Here is a 19,450-nt window from a genome sequence, read left to right as displayed (position 1 = left end):
CGTGAAGCCCACCTCAAGATGAGATTTCCCATAGCATAAGCTAGTAAGACCCCTTGAAGAACACAAGGTTGATAGGTCAGAGGTGTAAGCATGGTGACATGTTCAGCTGACTGATACTAATAGGTCGAGGGCTTGACCAATGAAAAGACGATCAACAAAAATTCATGTGCAATTTTCAGAGAACAAAAATCTGAATAAATGTTCCGTGGTAGCTCAATGGTGGAGCACTCGGCTGTTAACCGATAGGTTGGAGGTTCGAGTCCTCTCCACGGAGCCATTTTTATTATAAGCTTAAAATAGCTTATTTTTTTTTATAAAAAAATAATTTTTGTAACAATAATTGTATAAATATATACAAATTTAGATAAAGTGTTACAAGAATGTAACTGATATTAATTGTTTTGTAATTCCAATTTAGATTATAAGGATTATAATAGTAGTATAGTGTAATATATATTAAGGGGGATAAGTTTTGAGAAAGCTTAATACATATAATAAATTAGAAATATCACGAAAAAGAAAAGAAGCAAAAATGAAAATAAAAAGAAGACAAACTATATTATTATTAGGAATAATATTAGTTTTAGTAGTTGGAGGTATATCTGTTTATTCAGTTCTATCATCTAAAGATAAAAATGAAAAAGTATTAGCAGAAGAAAAAGATAAAAATACTACTGATAATAAACAAAATGACAATAAAAATATTGAACAAGATGAAACAAGTAAAAGAAAATTAGATAATTCAGGGTACTTACCTCTAAAAGATGATCCAAATGCAGATGATGCTGTAGAAGTTGCAAATCGTACAGCTGGTCTTTTAAAAGGAAAATTACACTATCCAGTAAGAACTGATGGTAAAAAGGTGGTTTATTTAACTTTTGATGATGGTCCATCAACAACTAATACTCCTAAAGTATTAGATATATTAGATAAATATAATGTAAAAGCTACCTTTTTTATTGTAGGTAAATATGTAAATGCAACTCCACAATCAAAAGAAATATTAAAAAGAACAGCTAAAGATGGACATGCTATAGCGAATCATAGTTATACTCATAATTATCAATACTTATATCCTAATAGAGTAATTAATGTAGATAGATTTATGGGTGAATATAATAAAACTAATAAAGCATTAAAAGAAGCATTAGGAAAAGATTTCTCAACAAGAGTAGTTAGATTTCCGGGGGGATATTGGTCATGGAATGGAAGAGAAAAGGCAAGACCAGTATTAGATAAAAATGGAGTTAATATTGTTGATTGGGATGCATTAAATGGAGATGCAGAAAATGGAGGTAGAAATACTAAAGAGCAACTAATTCAAAATACAAAAAAAAGTGTAGAAAAATTAGGAGATAAGGCAGATAGTATTGTATTTTTAATGCATGACACATATGGAAAAGAAAATACTGTTAAAGCTTTACCAGAGATAATAGAGTATTTTAAAGATAAAGGATATGAATTTAGAACAATAAAATAGAAATTAGTCATATTAAGAATAACAGTTATAGATTATAATAATATAAGGATAACAAAAAAAGAAGCTTAAATTAAATTAAGCTTCTTTTTTAAATCAGTATAAAGAGGTGTTTGGAAAATGGCTAAAATATTATTAGTTGAAGATGAAGTTAGTATAAGAGGATTCTTAAAAATAAATTTGGCAAGAAATGACTTTGAAATAATAGAAGCAAGCAATGGAGAAGAGGGTATAGAAAAAGCGATGGATGAAAAACCAGATGTAGCTGTATTAGATGTTATGTTACCAGGTATTGATGGATTCCAAGTTTGTAATAAACTTAGGAATGAATATCCAGATATGGGAATAATAATGTTAACTGCTAAAGGTCAAGATATGGATAAAATAATGGGATTTGAATATGGTGCAGATGATTATATAGTTAAACCATTTAACCCTTTGGAAGTTGTTCTTAGGATTAAAGCCATTTTGAGAAGAATGGAAAAGAAAGATAATAATAAGAAGAAGAATGAGTTGATAAATGGTCCGTTTGTAATTAATTTATATTCTCAAAAGATTACTAAAAATGGTAAGGAAATAGAATTAACCCCAAAGGAATATTTAATAATGAAAACATTTATTGAAAATCCAAATAAGGCTTTTTCAAGAGATGAACTTTTAAATTCAGTATGGGGATACAATTATTTTGGAGATCCAAAAATAATTGATGTTAATATTAGAAGATTAAGAGCAAAAATAGAAGAAGATGCCTCAAATCCAGAATTTATAGAAACTGTTTGGGGTATAGGATATAGATGGAAAGGATAAAGTATGAAAAGTATAAAGAGTAGAATTATAAGAAATTTTATAATAGTTATTCTTTCAACAATAATTATATTAGATACTTTACTTATAGTTTTTGTTAGACAATATTATTATGATAATACAGAAAATATGTTAGTCAATCAAATTGATTTATCTACAAGTTTTTATGATAGATATTATTCAACATCATCTTTATTATTAAATGTATATGATAATGTTGATGCCTTTTGGAATCAAACTACAGCACAGGTACAAATTTTTGATAATAAAGGAAAACTTTTAATGGATTCAATAGGAGTTAACTATAAATCTCCTGAGGTTAATTCTGAAATAAAAAAAGCCTTAAATGGAGAAAGTAGCAGATGGATTGGAAATGTGGATTATTACAATTCTAAAGTAATGTCTGTAACAAAACCTTTAAAGGCTAATGGTAAAATTATTGGAGTTATAAGATTTATTACTTCGTTAAAAGATGTTGATAAATCAATAGCATCAATAATTACATTTTTTATAATAATATCAGTAATAGTTTTAATTATTGCTGTAGTTCTTAGTCTTATTATGGCTAGAAATATTGTAGATCCAATATTAAAACTTAAAAATGTAGCAAAGAAGATGGCTAATGGAGATTTAAATCAAAGAAGTAATTTTGTTTCAAAAGATGAAATAGGTCAATTAGCAGATACTTTGGATTTTATGGCTGAAGAACTTAAGGAAAGAGAACAGATGAAGAATGACTTTATATCATCAGTTTCTCATGAACTTAGAACACCACTTACAGCCATTAAAGGATGGGTAATAACATTAAATGATAATACTACTGATAGGGAGACATTAAAATTAGGGTTTGATATAATTGAAAAAGAAACGGATAGGTTATCTGTAATGGTTGAGGAATTATTAGATTTTTCAAGACTTATTAATAATAAAATAAGTTTAAATAAACGTTTTGTAAAAGTTAGTGATTTTTCAAGTTATATTGAATTGTATATGACACCAAGGGCTGAAAGGGAAAATATAAGTTTTTTTGTTTATAATAATGCAAAATCTAATGAAGTATTTATGGATTCGGATAGAATGAAGCAAGTACTTATAAATATTATAGATAATGCTTTTAAATTTACTCAAAAACAAGGAGTAATTATTGTAGATTTTGATGATTTTGATGATTACTTGAGAATAAAAGTTAAAGATAATGGATGTGGAATAAAAGAAGATGAATTAGAAAAGGTTAAGGAAAAGTTTTATAAAGGTAGTAATGCAAATTCTAATGCAGGAATTGGATTATCAATAGCAGATGAAATAGTAAAATTACATGGTGGAACTCTTGTAGTTAAAAGTAAAGTACATGTTGGTACTGAAATAATAATCGTTATTCCTAGATCAAAGGAGTTGAATTATATAAATGAAGAATAAGATAGTATTATTTATACTTATAATTATTACTTTATTTTCTATAGAGGGGTGTTCTAGGATTAATAATAGTGAAATGATAGAATTAAAATCTCCTGAAAACAATAATCTATTAATTAAAGGCAAATGGCAAATAAAAAGCATTAAGATTTTAGATAAAAATATATATACAAGAGGAAAAGTTGATGATTTACAAGGAAAAATTATAAGTATTGGAAATAAAGATATAGATATTAGTAATAGGATATATAATGATGTAGAATATAAGTTAAAGGTAGTAAATGAAGATTATTATATTTCATATGAATCAAATTTTACAGTTAAAGATTTAAATATACAAAATAAGGATATTAACGTAATTACTGCAAGTAATAAAAATAATAGTATACTAGAGTTTTTTTATATAGATAATAATAATAGTTATATTTATTATCAAGGAGCATTTTTAAATGTAAAAAAAGTTGGAGATATTTCGGATGAAGCTTTTAAAGATATTAACAATAGCTTGAATACAGATATAAAAAATATAGGTAAAGAAGAAAATAAGGGTATTTACTTAACCTTAAAACAGTCTAGAAAATCTAATGAAGATGGAATATTTACTGATGAAAGTTATAGAACTTTATGGATAAGTTATAAAAATAATAAGATTCAGCCAATTGAGGAATCAAAGGGAATAATTTTTCCAAGAATGAATGGCATATGGACATTAGATAAAAAGGTGTTAAATATTAATGGAAAACACCAAGAATATTTAATAGCGAATACAATAGATAGAAAAAATAAACAAGAAAAAATACAAATAAAAAGTGATAAAGATATATATAGAAATATAAATTTTATAGGAAATAATTATATATCAACAGAAGTATATGAAGGTGATGATTTTAACAATAAATTTCCTAAATTTGAAATTTTACCAGTTGATAATACTCTTGTAGATAAAGGTTTGGTAATACAAGATATTTATTCTAAAGAAATAAATCACATATATAAGAGAGATTATTCTAATGCCTATTCACAACTTACTTCTAGGGAGAAAAACACCCTTAAAAAATATATAGATTATAGCAATATTACATTAAAAAGAGATAAGGGAAAGTGGGTATTAGAAGCTAAAATATCACCTTCAAATGATAATGGTGATTCTTTTAATTATAACTTATCAATAAAACCAAATAGTAAACTTGTAAAATATGATGCTTTAGTTATTCCTTGGAGAGTACTAAAAAATGAACTTCCATTTATGAAGGATGCATATATTTCTCCAGATGGTAGAATGGCAATAATCATTCTAGAGGATGAATTATTAGTTTATAATATTTCAGCTGGAAGATTATCTAAAGAACCAGTTGAAAGATATTCTTTAAAAAATGGAGAAAAGGTTATAATGGCAGAATGGTGCGAACGAGATTATGTTGATTATTGGGGAAATGCTTTTAAAGAATTTAAAAAGGAAATGAATAAGGAGGGATAAGTATGTTATCAAAAGAAGTTATAGGAAAAGTTTTATCCAAATGTATGATTACAGGAGGAGATTTTGCTGAAATTTTTGAAGAAGATACAATAAGTAATTCTTTAGGAATTTTAGATAATAAAGTAGAAAATGCAATTGGTGGCAGAAGCTATGGTGTAGGAATAAGAATATTTAAGGGGCTTAAGAGTGTTTATGCATATACTAACAATAATTCTTTAAGTAGTCTTTTAGATACAGCTTATAAGGCAGCTCTTGCCCTTGGTGATTTAAAAGAAGAAAAGACTATTATTGTAAATAATTCTATAATAGTTCCAAATAAACATATAATAAAGTACTATCCAAATGATATTAATTATGATAAAAAAATTGGAATTATGAAAATGGCATATAAGAGTGCAAGTGAGTATAGTAGTGATATTACAAAGGTAAGTGTTGGATATTCTGATAAGGATCAAAAAATATTAATAGCAAATACAGATGGTCTTTGTGTAGAGGATAGAAGAGTTAGAACAAGACTTGGAATAAGTGCAGTTGCATCTAAAGATGGAGAAAATCAAATGGGATTTGAAGGTCCTGGACGTTCAATGGGATTTGAAATGTTTAATGACATAGACGTTGAAAAGTATGGAATAGAAGCTGCAAGAACTGCTGTAACTATGCTTCATGCTAAAGATTGTCCAGCAGGAAAGATGACAGTAGCAATTGACAATGGTTTTGGTGGAGTTTTATTCCATGAAGCTTGTGGACACTCCCTAGAGGCAACTTCTGTAGCAAAGGGAAATTCAGAATTTGCAAATAAAATTGGAGAACAAATAGCATCATCTAAAGTTACAGCAATTGATGATGGAACAATTGAAAATGCATGGGGTTCTATAAATATAGATGATGAAGGTGAAAAGGCTAGAAAGAATGTATTAATAGAAAATGGTATATTAAAGGGATACATGATTGATAAGTTAAACGGTAGAAGAATGGGGATGAAACCAACTGGAAGTGGAAGAAGACAAAGCTATAAATATGCTCCAACTTCAAGAATGACTAATACTTATATTGCTGCTGGAAATGATAATCCAGAGGATATAATAAAATCAATGGATGAAGGACTTTATGCTAAAAAATTAGGTGGAGGATCAGTAAATCCAGTTACAGGAGAATTTAATTTCTCAGTATCAGAAGGTTACTTAGTTAAAAATGGAGAAATACAAGAACCTGTTAGAGGGGCTAGCCTTATAGGAAAAGGTAGTGAAATACTTATGAATATAGATATGGTTGGAAAGAATTTAGTTCAGGCTCAAGGTATGTGCGGTTCATCATCTGGAAGTATACCAGTTAATGTTGGTCAGCCTATGATTAGAGTTAAAAATATTACAGTAGGTGGAAGATAGGAGGTGCTAACTTATGGAATTTAAGGAGTTTAAAGAAAAGCTTTTTGAGGAAGCAAAAAAAAGTGGATTAGAAGAATTTGAAATTTATTTTTCAGACAAGGAAAGTTTAAGTATTAATATATATAAAGAAGAGGTTGAAAAATATAATCTTAATAAATCTTTTGGAGTATCTTTTAGAGCTAAGGTAGATGGAAAAATGGGATATTCATATACTGAAATAATTGATGAAGCTGCAATTAAGATGCTTGTTGAAAATGCAAAAGCATCAGCATTATCAATAGAGGATGAAGATGTTCAATTTATTTATGAAGGTGATAAAGAATATAGTAAAGTAGTTAATTATCATAAAGAATTAGAAAATATAGATGCTAAAGAACTTATTGATTTAGGAATAGCAATGGAAAAAGAATGTAAGGCATATTCAGATAAGGTTGATAACTTTATAGGTTGTGGAGTTAGCTATGTTAATTTTAATTATGGATTAATGAATTCAAAGGGATTAGAATTAAACGATAAATCAAATCTTTTAAGTGCTTATGTTGTACCTGTAATAGATATTGAAGGAAATAAATATGATGGCTTTGGATATCAAATAGCTAAAAAAGTTTCGGATATGAATTCTAAAAAAATAGCAAAAGAAGCTATAGATGAAGCTATGGAAAAGGTAGGAGCAAAGTCAGTAAAGTCTAACAAATATAAAACTGTAATTAAAAATGAGGCAATGGTTTCATTACTTCAAGCTTTTTGTGGAATATTTGATGGAGATTTAGCTCAAAAGGGAATGTCTTTATTAAAGGACAAAGAAGGAGAGATTATAGCATCAGAAAAGATTACTATAATAGATAATCCGCTTATGAAAGATGGATTAGCATCAGTTGCTTTTGATGATGAAGGTGTTGCAACCTTTAAAAAAGCATTAATTGAAAAAGGACAGCTTAAAACATTACTTCATAATTTAAAAACATCACATAAAGCTGGAATAAAATCAACAGGAAGTGGATTTAAAAGCTCATATGCATCTCCAGTAGGAGTTGGACCAACAAACTTTTATATAGAAAATGGAGAAAAGGATTTTGATGAACTTTTAAAGGAAGTAGGAAGTGGAATAATAATAAGTGAATTTTCAGGACTTCATGCAGGGGCTAACGCTATAACAGGAGAATTTTCACTAGCTGCAAAAGGTTTTATGATTGAAAATGGTAAAAAGTCTTATCCAGTAGAACAAATAACAGTTGCAGGAAATTTCTTTAATCTTTTAAAGGATGTAGAGGAAGTTTGTTCTGATATAAAATTCCCAATGAGCAGTTTTGGTTCACCATCAGTACTTGTAAAGGAATTATCAATAGCAGGAGAATAATTTTAAATATGGAAATAGTAAAAGTTCATTACTATTTCCATATTTTCTATTTTATTAATATATTTATAATAACAAAGTGATATAATACAAATCAGAGTAGTAGATTTAAGGAGAATTAATTTTATATGGATCTAATGAATAGTATAATTACTATAGCAATTCATATTACAGAAAGTTTTGGGTATTTAGGTATATTTGTTGTAACCATGCTTGAATATGCATGTATTCCATTACCAAGCGAAGTAGTTTTGCCTTGTGTTGGGTTAAGTATTGCAGATGGTGATTATAGTTTTACTTTAGTATTAATATGTACAATTTTAGCAGCTATAGCTGGAGCTTTAATTAGTTATGCAATTGGATATTATGGTGGAGAATTTGTTATAAATTGGCTTCATAAAAAAATGCCAAAAAGTAAGAAGGCAATGCTAATTATAAAAAAGTTATTTTCTAATTATGGTAAAATAACAGTTCTTATTACAAGGGTTTTGCCATTTACTAGGACATATATCTCACTTTTTGCAGGTGCAGAGAAACTTGATAAGTCTTTGTTTGTTATCTTTTCGGCAGTTGGAATTACTATTTGGAACTCTGCATTGTTACTTATAGGATATTATATTGGAAATAATAGAAATCTTATAGCAGGAATTTTTAGAAAGTATTCAATTGCATGTTTAATTATTGTATCTACAATTATTATATGCTTAATAATACATAATAAAAGAAAAAAGAACTAGAAATTTTTCTAGTTCTTTTTATATTAAATGAGTTACTTAAAAATTTTAATTATTTTTAAAATAATCAGCACGAATCATTTTGTCAGATAGTTCTAAAGTATCTTTAATAAGCTTTTGATCCTTTTCTGGAATATTATTTAAATCTCCAACAAGCCTTCCGTTTGTAAGCACTGCATAATCTCTTTTTGTGTTGAAAAGATTTCTTCCAAGAGCTGTATTTTCATATTCTTTTGCAGGCACTCCAAATCCATATAATAATGTTGGCATTATATCTATTTGTCCACCTATTAAATCAAAAGTTTTACCAACAGGTTTACTTTTATCATAAATAATAAGAGGAATTCTTGGTATACCATTATTTGAGTACCAAGGTTCTTTATGTGATAGGCTGTCTATACTATCTTGATAATATTTATGAACACCAGTATGATCACCTTCAATTGCAACAACAGTGTTATCTAAAAGACCAGCTTTATCAAGAAGCTTTAGAAAATAGCCTATTTGAGCATCTGTATAATGAATACTCTCAAAATATCCACCAAGTTTACTATTATTCAATTCAGGATCTAAATTAAGTTTTCTCATTTTTTGAGGAAGATCAAAAGGTCCATGACTTGTAAGTGTTACATTAAATGAATAAAATGGTTGCTTTAATTTTTTTAGTTTAGGAACAACTTGTTTAAAGTAAGTTCTATCACTTATACCCATTCCTATTATTTCATCAGGATTGAAAGAATAGAAATCTTTAAAGTTTTTAAATCCTATTCCTGTTAAACCATTTTTGTAATTCCAAAATGATCCTTTATCTGGATGGATTGCAATTGATTCATAACCATTTTTACCTAATATTTTTGGTAGTGAGTTGTAAGTTCTATTTGGGTATCTAAAGAATGTTGCACCTCTTCTAAGTGGTAACATAGAAGCATTTATCATTAAATCTGAATCAGAGCTTGTACCTTCATTTACTTGTTCGCATATATTAGGGAAGTAAACCCCTTGTTTAATTAAACTATCCATTACAGGAGTTATAGGTTTTCCATTTATTTTATGACCTATTAAAAAACTTTCAAGAGATTCAACTTGAATAATTATAAGATTTTTACCTTTGTACATTCCATAATATTTATTGTTAGGTAAATTTTCATTTTTGAATTTATAATAATCTTTTATTTCTTGTTTTTCCTCTGAAGTTAATTTATAAGGCTTTGAATCTTTATAAACATTTATAGCATCTATTATATGATAACCAATTGATGAAAAATATTGTACTGTATTAGTTGGATCATAATTTTCAAAAAGATATGAATTTTTAACATCCTTATTTTTCAATGCATAAATGTTAAAAGGAACATATGTAATAAATAATATAGGAATTATTAATGTGCATAAAAATGTTTTAATAGCTCTTTTTTGAACTCTTACATATGATTTTCTTGTAAAGAATACGTATATACCTAATATTACAAAATCTAATACAAATAAAATATCATATGGACTAAACATTGATAATATACTACCTGAAAGGTTGTCCAAATTAGCAGTTTGAGTAAATATAAGCACTGATGGAACTGTTTGGAATCCTCTAAAGTAGGTTATATCTGTAAGTATTAAAGCAGTAAGTATAGCATCGATTACAAATAGATAAATAACACGACCTTTTCCTTTGAACAATAATGCAAAGCTTAAAAATACTAATGCAAAAGCAAAATAGTAGTCTAAAAATTGACTAGCAACTGAAAATCCGTGAGTGATATTTAAATCATAAGGGTTTTTACTAGTTACAAAGCTTTGAAAAAGAATACCTTTAAATACTATTGAAAATAAAGGTATTAAAAAAAGAATAATTCTGTAGATCGTATCTTTATCAAACTTATTCTTTGAATTTTTTGGAAATTTTTTCATTTGGTCACCTCTTAAAATTTAATCAACTTAAATTATATTATATTGATTATATTTAAGCAATAAAGAGATAAGTTAATAACATTAAATAGTGTTATAATATAAGTATAAATTAAATAATAAAAAAGGGGTGTTTTTATGAAAACTATCAATTGTGTTGGGCTTCCATGTCCTAAACCGGTAATAGAAACTAAAAAATATTTTGAAGGAATAGAAAAAGGAGAGGCTATTGTAATTGTAGATAATGAAGTAGCAAACACTAATGTAACAAGGTTTGCAGAAAATTCAGGATTTTCAGTTAAATCTGTTGAAGAAGATGGACTATTCAAGCTTACAATATCAAAAAAATCAGAGCAAAATAAAGAAGATAAAAAAGATACATTTTCAATAGTAATTTCTACAGATAAAATGGGAGAAGGAGATGATGCTTTAGGAAAAATTTTAATGAAAAGTTATATGTATGCCTTAAGTGAATCTTCAGAAATTCCAGAAGAATTAGTTTTCTTAAATGGAGGAGTTAAACTTGTAACAGAGGGAACAGAAGTTTTAGATAGTATAAAGGAATTAGAAAGAAAAGGAACAAAGATTATAAGCTGTGGAACATGTTTAGATTTTTATGGACTTAAGGACAAGCTTTTAACTGGTGAAGTTTCAAATATGTATACAATAGTTGAAATTATGAATAGTAAAAGAATAGTAAAAATATAGATTGTACATAAATATAGAAATATCTGATTTTAATATGATATAATCTATCATATTAAAAAAGATTTATGGAGTATTTTATGAAACACATTTTTATTATTAATCCTGTAGCAGGAAAAGGAAAAGGTATAGAATTTAAAGAAAAAATAGAAGGTATATTTAAAGATTTAGATCTTGAGTATGAAATAATAATTACAGAAGAAAGTGGATATGCTATAAAGAAAGTTAGGGAGTTAACTTCAAAAGAAAAATGTAGAGTATATTCAATTGGTGGAGATGGAACATTAAATGAAGTTTTAAATGGAATGGTAGGATCAGATAGTGAACTTGCTGTTATACCAGCAGGTTCTGGTAATGATTTTGCTAGAACATTATATAAAGATATAAGCTTTGATAATATATTACAAGAATTAATATATGGAGAGGAAAAAACAATAGATGTTGCAAAGTTAAATGAAAGATATTATTTAAATATATCTTCTGTTGGTTTTGATGCAAATGTAGTTAATAATGCTAGAAAGTATAAGAAATATAAGTTTATAAGTGGTCCTATGGCTTATGCTATAGGACTTATAAATTCACTAATAACATTTAAATCTATGAAATTAAAATTTGAAGTAGATGGAAAAGAAATAAATACTGAAATGTATTTAATTGCAGTAGCAAATGGTAAGTGCTATGGTGGAGGTATAAGTATAGCACCAAATGCAGAAATTGAAGATGGTTTTTTAGATGTTTATGCAATAAGAAAACCTAAAGTACATAGACTAATTAGATTTTTACCTAAAGTTATTAAAGGAAAAGATATTAGAGATATAGATGAAGTAACATATATAAAGTGCAAAAATATTTCTGTTAAAGCAAATGAAGATATAACGGCAAACATAGATGGAGAAATTGTATTTTTAAATAATATGAGTTTTGAGATAGTACCAAAGGCTATAAAGATTATAGTTCCTAAAAAAGAAATAAAGGAAGTGTAAAAATATATGAAAAAGTATGATTTAGTAGTTGTTGGTGGTGGAATATCAGGAATGACAGCAACTTTAGCAGCTTTAGAAAATGGAATAAAAAATGTACTTTTAATAGAAAGAGAAGAAACTCTTGGTGGAATATTAAATCAATGTATTCACAATGGGTTTGGTAAATCATATTTAGAAGAAGATGTTACAGGACCTGAATTTGTAGAACTTATTAGAATTAAACTTTCAAAATACGATTTTCATATAAAAAAGAAAACAACTGTACTAAATATTTCAGATGATAGAGTAATTACATATGTTAATGAAAAAGATGGAATAAGAGATATAAAATCTAAGGTGGTTATATTAGCAACCGGTTGTCGTGAAAGATATACAGGAAATGTACTAGCACCTACAAGTAAGTTTACTGGAATATTTACTATTGGTAATGCTCATAGATTTATAAATTTAGAAGGGCTACTTCCTGGAAAAAATCCTGTTATCATAGCTAATAGTAAATGGGCAGTTATACTTGCAAGAAGAATAGAAATAGAGGGTGGAAAAGTTGCTTCTTTGATTATAAATAAAGATAGTGGTTTTGTTCTTAGTAAAGAAGAAAGAGAAATAATAAAAGATTTCAATATAAATTTATTAGAGAATGCTAAGCTTTTAGAAATAGAAGGAAACAAAAGAATAAATAAGGTTAAAGTGTTAGATAAAAGTATAGGTGAAATTAAGAAAATAAGTTGTGATTCTTTATTTTTATCTGTTGGATACTATCCAGAACTTGGAGTTGTAAAAAAACTTAATCTTGAGATAGATAATGAATTAAAAACACCAAAAGTTAATAATTATCAAACTTCAAAGGAATGGTTATTTGCTTGCGGAAATATTATATATGGTAAGGAATGTATAGATATGAATGATATAAATGGATATGATGCTGGAGTTATAGCATCACAATACATTCTTAAAGAAGTTGAATAATAAATCATTTCCTTTTTCATTTAAGTGGATTCCATCTAAAAATATCTTTTCATTTATATGATTTTTAGTTAGTTTATAAAAATCAACATATTTGAAAGGATATTTTTTTTGTAAATTAATAATACTATATCTTAAAACTGGAAGATTTTTATCACAATGGTCATAATAAGTAGAAGGCATAAATATAGCTTCAGCCATATTTTTTATTATAGTAGGTGGTATGCCGACTATTATGGATGAATTATTATCTAAAGATTCCTTAATCATAAGTTCTATATTTTTAATTATATAATCCACATTTTTTCCACTTAATAAATCATTAGTACCTCCCATTATAAAGGTTGTTTTTGGAAGGTTTTTAGTTACATCTCTATAATATCGTGTAAGCATTAAAGATGTTGTATCTCCATTTACTCCTTTATTTAATATTTTTAGGTTATTATATTCATTTTGCAATTTATAAACCCAAGAATTTTTTTTAGAAACTCCATAGCCAAAAGTTAGACTATCTCCAATTAAAATCATATCTATATTTTTAGAATTCATAAAATATCACCTCTAAATTTTAAAAAAGTTTATTAAAACAGCTTTTGCATATTAATGTTTTTCCTTTGTTTGCTTTAATTGAATCTTTAGGAGAAACTTTTTTCTTACATATTTCACAAATGTGTTCTAAGTTTTTAGTTTCTATCTCCTTTGGTTTTAAGTTTTTTGAAATAGGAGATTTATTTAGTGAAGTATAATTTTTTACAGGTAATTCTTCATCACGTTCCTCTAATGAAAATGAAAGTTTAAATTTACTAGCTGGATATAATTCAAGTTCAAAACGAGGATCTTCCTTATCATAATATTCTTCAACAATTATTTTTATAATTTGAGCATCATTTATTATAAGTCCACTTTTTTCAATTCCATCAAAAATACTTTTTGATATATTTATTGTATCTGGATGTCTTTTTTCACTTTTATAATAAACTTTAAGTATTGCAATAAGACTTTCAGTAAAAACTATATTTGGATTTTGAACTCTTGCTACATAGGCTATTTCTTGTTCATAAAGGGCATATCTATCATGATATTTTCCAGTATTATAAGGTAAGATAGCTCTTCCATCTTTATTGTGTAATTTAAAGTTTGATTTAGTTATAGGAGAGCCTTTAACTATAACTTTTGCATATGATGACATATATTAAACTCCTTTTAGAAATTATTTTTTATATTTTAAGTTATAATGAAATAATTAAATTAAAATTATATAATTTAACTATACATTATTAAAAAATACTTAACAAGTATTCCTTTCATTGATAATAAAGTATTAATGAAGTATAATTACAAATAGTAAATTTATACGATTATATAAAGAAGAGGGAATTTAAAATGAATAGAAAATTAATTTTAGCAATTGAATCAAGCTGTGATGAAACATCAGCTGCTGTTGTTGCAGATGGTAGAGAAGTTTTATCTAATATAATAGCGTCCCAAATAGATACTCATAAAAAATTTGGAGGTGTTGTACCAGAAGTGGCATCAAGAATGCATATTGAAGTTATAGATAGTGTTGTTAAAGAAGCTCTTAAAAAAGCAAATGTAACTTTAGATGATATAGATGCAATTGGTGTTACTTATGGACCAGGTCTTGTTGGAGCCTTATTAGTTGGTGTTCAATATGCAAAAGGCCTTGCTATGTCAGCTAAGAAACCTTTAATTGGAGTTAATCATATAGAAGGACATATATCAGCAAATTATATACAACATAAAGATTTAACGCCACCATTTGTTTCACTTGTAGTTTCAGGAGGACATACCTTTATAGTTTATGTGAAAGATTATGGAAAATATGAAGTTATTGGAGAAACAAGGGATGATGCAGCGGGAGAAGCTTATGATAAAGTAGCAAGAGCAATAGGACTTGGATATCCAGGAGGTCCTAAAATAGATAAGTTAGCTAAGGAAGGAAATAAATATGCAATAGCATTTCCAAGAGCTAAATTCCATGATGATACATTAGATTTTTCTTTTAGTGGATTAAAATCGGCAGTTCTTAATTATTTAAATAAATGTAAAATGAAAGATATAGAAATAAATAAAGCTGATGTTGCAGCATCATTCCAAAATGCTGTAGTTGAAGTTTTAAAAGATAATGTTTTTAAAACTTGTGAAAAGAAGAAGTTAGATAAAATTGCAATAGCAGGAGGAGTTGCTTCAAATTCTGCTTTAAGAGAAGCTTTAATATCAGAAGGAAATGAAAAGGGAATAAACATATTATTTCCAGAACCAATATTATGCACAGACAATGCAGCTATGATTGGAAGTGCTGCTTATTTTAGATTTATGATGGGAGAAGAATCATCATTAGATTTAAATGCTAAACCAAATTTAAAATTGTAGTATAGCAGGAGGATTAATATGAGATTATTACCTAACTCTAATAGCTTACATAAAGTTAATATGAAAGAAAAAGTTCCAAAGTCAGTTCTTTTTAAGAGAATAGTAATAACTATATTAATAGTTGTTTTAGCTGGAATGATTATTCAATGGGGGTATGGATTTTATGTAAGCGAAAAAGTTGATTCTAGAATGAAATATACTAGAGTTAACGAGAAAAAGATGGAATATAATACTTCTGGAACAGGAGATTTAACAATAATATTTGATGGGGATATGGCAGCTAATTCATATGAATGGAAAAATGTAGCAAGTGATATTCAAAATTCTGAAGGTGTTAAAACTTTTGTGTATAATAGAAGAGGATATGGATTTAATGATGGCGGAGATAGATTAACTCCAAAAGAACAAGCAGAAGATTTAAAGATATTATTAAGAAAATCAGCTGTTAGTGCTCCATATATATTAGTTGGAGAAGGATATGGTAGTTTGGTTATGACTAATTTTGCAAATATGTATCCAGACACAGTAAAGGGAGTAGTTTTAATAAATCCATATGATGAAAATAAATTAAATAATACAAAAAATACTATTGGTGATACATTAGATTTACTAAGAAAAAAATTAGAATATTTAGGATCAAAATGTTCATTAACATTGTTATTAGATAAGTTAGGACTTGCAAGTAATAATAAAGAGTTTGAAAATAACCTTCAAAGTATAGCAAAAGAAGAGTATAACTTAAAGAAAGATCAAAGTAATTATAGAGAAGCTGTTTATAATGAAAGAAAAAATATATATGATAAAGTAAGTAACAGTCAAAGGGCTGGAATGTTTAATAATATACCTTATTATATAATAAGTAATGAAGCTGATAATACTTTAAAAAATCTTGGAAGCAAAGATTTAACATTCCAATATAAAAGTAGCTATAATGGAAATATGTATTCTATGATGGATAGTCAAAATGTTGAAAATGCAATTAAGAAGGTTGTAGAGACAGCTAGACGAATAGAAAAAAGTAATAAGAAAAATAATAATTAAGTTTAAAGTAATAGTATTATAAAAAATACTGAATAGTTAGTTCCTATTCAGTATTTTTTATAAAGAATTTTAGTATTAATTAAAATTTTCTTTTTATGTCATATGGTTGACACAAAGAGTTTTTATACTATTAATAAGCAAGATTTGATTTGGAGGGATATAATGAATACAGATGAGAATAAAAACTTTAATAGCGATAATAACATAAATTATAAACCAAAGAAAAAAGGTAAAAGAACAGTGCTTATTGCATCGCTAATTATAATAGTAGCATTACTTGCAGGAGTTTGTGGTAGTGGAATCACATATTTTATTATGAAAAATAATAATGAAATTGTTCAAAGTAGTTCTAATAGTAATGATTCAGCAAATTTTAAAGAAGATTCTAAATTAACAACTCAACAAGCTTTTAACAAGGTTGCACCAGCAGTTGTTATTGTTTCAACTAAGGGACTTATGCAAAATGGAATGTTTCCAAAAGAGGTTGAAGGAATTGGATCTGGTTTCATAATAAACAAAGAGGGATATATTTTAACAAATTATCACGTTGTAAAAGGTGCACAAGAAGTAACAGTAACTTTAAGTACAGGAAAAGAAGTTAAAGCTAAGGTAGTTAATTATGATGAAAATCAAGATATAGCAATGATTAAACTAGAAGGAAAGTTTGAAGTACCAGCAGTTGCAGAACTTGGAAATTCGAAAGATGTAAAACCAGGAGAAGACGTTATTGCAATAGGAACTCCTTTATCTAAAGATTTTGCACAAACAGTAACAAAAGGAGTTGTAAGTGCAGTTGGAAGAAGTGTAAATACCGAAACAGGAAAACAAGTTAATTTAATTCAAACAGATACAGCTATAAATCCAGGAAATAGTGGAGGACCACTAGTTAATTCAGAGGGGAAAGTAATTGGTATAAATACATTAAAATTAGCTGGTGGAGCTGAAGGAATAGGATTTGCAATTCCAATTAATGAAGTTAAAGCTAAGTTAGATGTTCTTTCAAAACCATTATTAACTTTAGGTGTTAAAGTTAGAGAAATAGACAAAGAAATGTCTAATGAATATAATTTACCAGAAGGAATTTATGTTGTAGAAGTTGTACCTTTTTCACCAGCAGAAAAAGCAGGAATTAAACAAGGAGATACAATAGTAAAATTTGCTGGAGAAAGAGTAAAAACTCTTGAGGAGTTAAATAAAATTAAAAATAAAATGAAATCCGGAGATAAGGTAGAAACAGAAGTAATAAGGGATGGAAAGAAGATAAATCTTACAGTAGTTTTAGAAGCTAATTAAAATAATAAAGAAAAGCACATCAATTTTTATAAATTGATGTGCTTTTTTATATATGTTTTAAATAATTATTTATGAACAAAATATGTTATAATTGTAGCTGAAATTTCTAAGTTGTAAATTTTTTAAACAATAAATATTTATTTAAGACTTAAGGGGGCGCGTATGGAAAAAATATTTAATATGGATAAGAGTTTTATAAAAAAGGTAATAATTTTAGCTTTACCTATAGTTATTCAAAATTTTATATCATCATCATTGAATATAATAGACACAATGATGATAGGTAAACTTGGAGAAAGTGAAATAGCAGCTGTAGGAATTGCTAATCAATATTTTTTTATGCTTAATATTTTAATGATGGGGCTATTTAGTGGAATAGGAATTTTTATATCCCAGTATTTTGGGAAAAAAGATGAAAAAAATATAAAAAAATTAGTAGGAATAGGAGTTGTTTCTGCAATTATTCTTGGTAGCGTATTTACAATATTTGCTCAATTTACTCCAGAAGGAATAATAGGAATATTTAATAAGGATAAGCATGTTATAGAACTTGGAGGACAATATTTAAGTGTTGTATCAATAAGTTATATATTTACTGCAATAACTTTTAATTATGGAATTGCATCAAGATGTATAGAAAGAACTTCAATACCAATGATTGCAAGTGCAATTGGATTAGTAACAAATACAATTTTAAATTATGGATTTATATTTGGAAATTTTAATTTACCAGCACTTGGTGTTAGAGGAGCAGCCATTGCAACATTAATAGCTAGAATAGTAGAATTTATAATTATGGTTGGATATGTATACTATAGTAAAAATGAATTAGCTGGAAATTTAAAGGAATTATTATCTTTTGATTTTAAATTTATAAAGAGAATATCAATTACTGTGCTTCCAGTGGTTTTAAATGAAGGATGTTGGGGATTAGGCTCAGTAATGTACAATGTAATATATGGTAGGATTGGAACAAGAGCAATTGCTTCAGTTCAAATAGCTACAACAATAATTTATTTATTTATGGTTATAATCTTTGGACTTGGAAGTGCTACATTAGTTATGGTAGGAAATCAAGTTGGTAGAGGTGACGAGGAAAAGGCCGATGAATATGGGAGAAATCTTATTAAACTTAGTTGCACAATAGGAATTTTAATTGCTATAGTACTAGCTTTATGTGCTAATAAAGTTGTATCTATATATGATGTTTCAGAACAGGTTAAGTCTTGGGCTAAGTTAATAATTTATGTAACTTGTATTGTTATGGTTATGAGGGTTTATAATATTATAGTGGTTGTTGGAGTTTTAAGGGGTGGAGGAGATGTTAAGGTATCTTTTCTTATAGAAGCTTTAACTATGTGGTGTATAGGAGTTCCTTTTGCATTAATAGGAGCTTTTGTTTTAAAACTTCCAGTATATTTAGTTTATGCACTTTGTACTTTTGAAGAAATTACAAAATCAATTGCATGTTTTAAGAGAATAAAATCAAGAAAATGGATAAAAAATTTAGTATCATAAATATTAA

Annotated in this window: 17 protein-coding genes, 1 tRNA gene and 1 rRNA gene; 16 read left to right on the top strand and 3 right to left on the bottom strand. The window is 27.1% G+C overall.

The genetic code is table 11. The features are described 5' to 3' along the window. From J2Z53_RS11320 to J2Z53_RS11280, 9 genes are all read left to right on the top strand, one after another. Positions 1–140: ribosomal RNA gene (locus J2Z53_RS11320) — 23S ribosomal RNA — on the top strand; the annotation flags it as partial. 62 nt (positions 141–202) lie between these two features. Then, positions 203–277 (top strand) — tRNA-Asn (locus J2Z53_RS11315). Positions 278–472: 195 nt separating this feature from the next. Then, positions 473–1,480 carry a polysaccharide deacetylase family protein gene (locus tag J2Z53_RS11310; RefSeq protein WP_209797605.1) on the top strand — a complete coding sequence of 336 codons (1,008 nt, stop codon included), beginning with the start codon at positions 473–475 and terminating at the stop codon, positions 1,478–1,480. 117 nt (positions 1,481–1,597) lie between these two features. Continuing rightward, complete coding sequence (locus J2Z53_RS11305) at positions 1,598–2,284, top strand: response regulator transcription factor (RefSeq protein ID WP_209797604.1); 687 nt, start codon at positions 1,598–1,600, stop codon at positions 2,282–2,284. 3 nt (positions 2,285–2,287) lie between these two features. Continuing rightward, positions 2,288–3,697: a HAMP domain-containing sensor histidine kinase gene (locus tag J2Z53_RS11300; protein WP_209797603.1), complete on the top strand. Its 1,410-nt coding sequence runs from the start codon at positions 2,288–2,290 to the stop codon at positions 3,695–3,697. Next, entirely contained in the window at positions 3,687–5,171 is a 1,485-nt protein-coding gene (locus tag J2Z53_RS11295) for a hypothetical protein (protein ID WP_209797602.1), read from the top strand. Before J2Z53_RS11300 ends, J2Z53_RS11295 begins: the two co-directional genes overlap by 11 nt. A 2-nt stretch (positions 5,172–5,173) precedes the next feature. Continuing rightward, on the top strand, positions 5,174–6,556 hold the full coding sequence (locus J2Z53_RS11290; protein ID WP_209797601.1) for a TldD/PmbA family protein: 1,383 nt from the start codon (positions 5,174–5,176) through the stop codon (positions 6,554–6,556). Positions 6,557–6,569: 13 nt separating this feature from the next. Continuing rightward, positions 6,570–7,913 carry a TldD/PmbA family protein gene (locus tag J2Z53_RS11285; RefSeq protein WP_209797600.1) on the top strand — a complete coding sequence of 448 codons (1,344 nt, stop codon included), beginning with the start codon at positions 6,570–6,572 and terminating at the stop codon, positions 7,911–7,913. A gap of 125 nt (positions 7,914–8,038) precedes the next feature. After that, positions 8,039–8,647, top strand: coding sequence for a DedA family protein (locus J2Z53_RS11280; protein WP_209797599.1), 609 nt, complete (start codon positions 8,039–8,041; stop codon positions 8,645–8,647). Positions 8,648–8,692: 45 nt separating this feature from the next. Here J2Z53_RS11280 and J2Z53_RS11275 read toward each other — a convergent pair whose 3' ends face one another. Then, positions 8,693–10,549, bottom strand: coding sequence for an LTA synthase family protein (locus J2Z53_RS11275; RefSeq protein WP_209797598.1), 1,857 nt, complete (start codon positions 10,547–10,549; stop codon positions 8,693–8,695). Between the two features lie 135 nt (positions 10,550–10,684). Here J2Z53_RS11275 and yedF point away from each other — a divergent pair, with 135 nt between their 5' ends. From yedF to J2Z53_RS11260, 3 genes are all read left to right on the top strand, one after another. Continuing rightward, complete coding sequence (gene yedF / locus J2Z53_RS11270) at positions 10,685–11,254, top strand: sulfurtransferase-like selenium metabolism protein YedF (protein WP_209797597.1); 570 nt, start codon at positions 10,685–10,687, stop codon at positions 11,252–11,254. A 77-nt stretch (positions 11,255–11,331) separates the two neighbouring features. Continuing rightward, positions 11,332–12,234: a diacylglycerol/lipid kinase family protein gene (locus tag J2Z53_RS11265; RefSeq protein WP_209797596.1), complete on the top strand. Its 903-nt coding sequence runs from the start codon at positions 11,332–11,334 to the stop codon at positions 12,232–12,234. Between the two features lie 6 nt (positions 12,235–12,240). Further along, a complete protein-coding gene (locus J2Z53_RS11260; RefSeq protein ID WP_209797595.1) occupies positions 12,241–13,200 on the top strand; it encodes an NAD(P)/FAD-dependent oxidoreductase in 960 nt (319 codons plus the stop codon). Here J2Z53_RS11260 and J2Z53_RS11255 read toward each other — a convergent pair. After that, a complete protein-coding gene (locus J2Z53_RS11255; RefSeq protein WP_209797594.1) occupies positions 13,171–13,746 on the bottom strand; it encodes a GDSL-type esterase/lipase family protein in 576 nt (191 codons plus the stop codon). The genes J2Z53_RS11260 and J2Z53_RS11255 overlap by 30 nt on opposite strands. A 19-nt stretch (positions 13,747–13,765) precedes the next feature. Continuing rightward, on the bottom strand, positions 13,766–14,386 hold the full coding sequence (locus J2Z53_RS11250; protein WP_209797593.1) for a RusA family crossover junction endodeoxyribonuclease: 621 nt from the start codon (positions 14,384–14,386) through the stop codon (positions 13,766–13,768). A gap of 194 nt (positions 14,387–14,580) precedes the next feature. On the opposite strand from J2Z53_RS11250, the gene tsaD reads away from it, so the two are divergent. The 4 genes from tsaD (at position 14,581) to J2Z53_RS11230 (ending at position 19,443) form a co-directional block, all read left to right on the top strand. Then, positions 14,581–15,591: a tRNA (adenosine(37)-N6)-threonylcarbamoyltransferase complex transferase subunit TsaD gene (tsaD, locus tag J2Z53_RS11245; RefSeq protein WP_209797592.1), complete on the top strand. Its 1,011-nt coding sequence runs from the start codon at positions 14,581–14,583 to the stop codon at positions 15,589–15,591. A gap of 18 nt (positions 15,592–15,609) precedes the next feature. Next, positions 15,610–16,632 (top strand): alpha/beta fold hydrolase, encoded by a 1,023-nt coding sequence (locus tag J2Z53_RS11240; protein ID WP_209797591.1) that lies wholly within the window; start codon positions 15,610–15,612, stop codon positions 16,630–16,632. Between the two features lie 162 nt (positions 16,633–16,794). Beyond that, positions 16,795–17,925 carry a S1C family serine protease gene (locus J2Z53_RS11235; protein ID WP_234925850.1) on the top strand — a complete coding sequence of 377 codons (1,131 nt, stop codon included), beginning with the start codon at positions 16,795–16,797 and terminating at the stop codon, positions 17,923–17,925. 162 nt (positions 17,926–18,087) lie between these two features. Further along, positions 18,088–19,443, top strand: coding sequence for an MATE family efflux transporter (locus J2Z53_RS11230; RefSeq protein ID WP_209797589.1), 1,356 nt, complete (start codon positions 18,088–18,090; stop codon positions 19,441–19,443). Positions 19,444–19,450 lie beyond the last annotated feature (7 nt).

It is taken from the genome of Clostridium moniliforme, assembly GCF_017873235.1.
GTDB classification, from domain to species: domain Bacteria; phylum Bacillota; class Clostridia; order Clostridiales; family Clostridiaceae; genus Clostridium; species Clostridium moniliforme.
The sequence above is the reverse complement of the archived record's forward strand: the minus strand, read 5'-3'. Positions and strand labels throughout refer to the sequence as shown.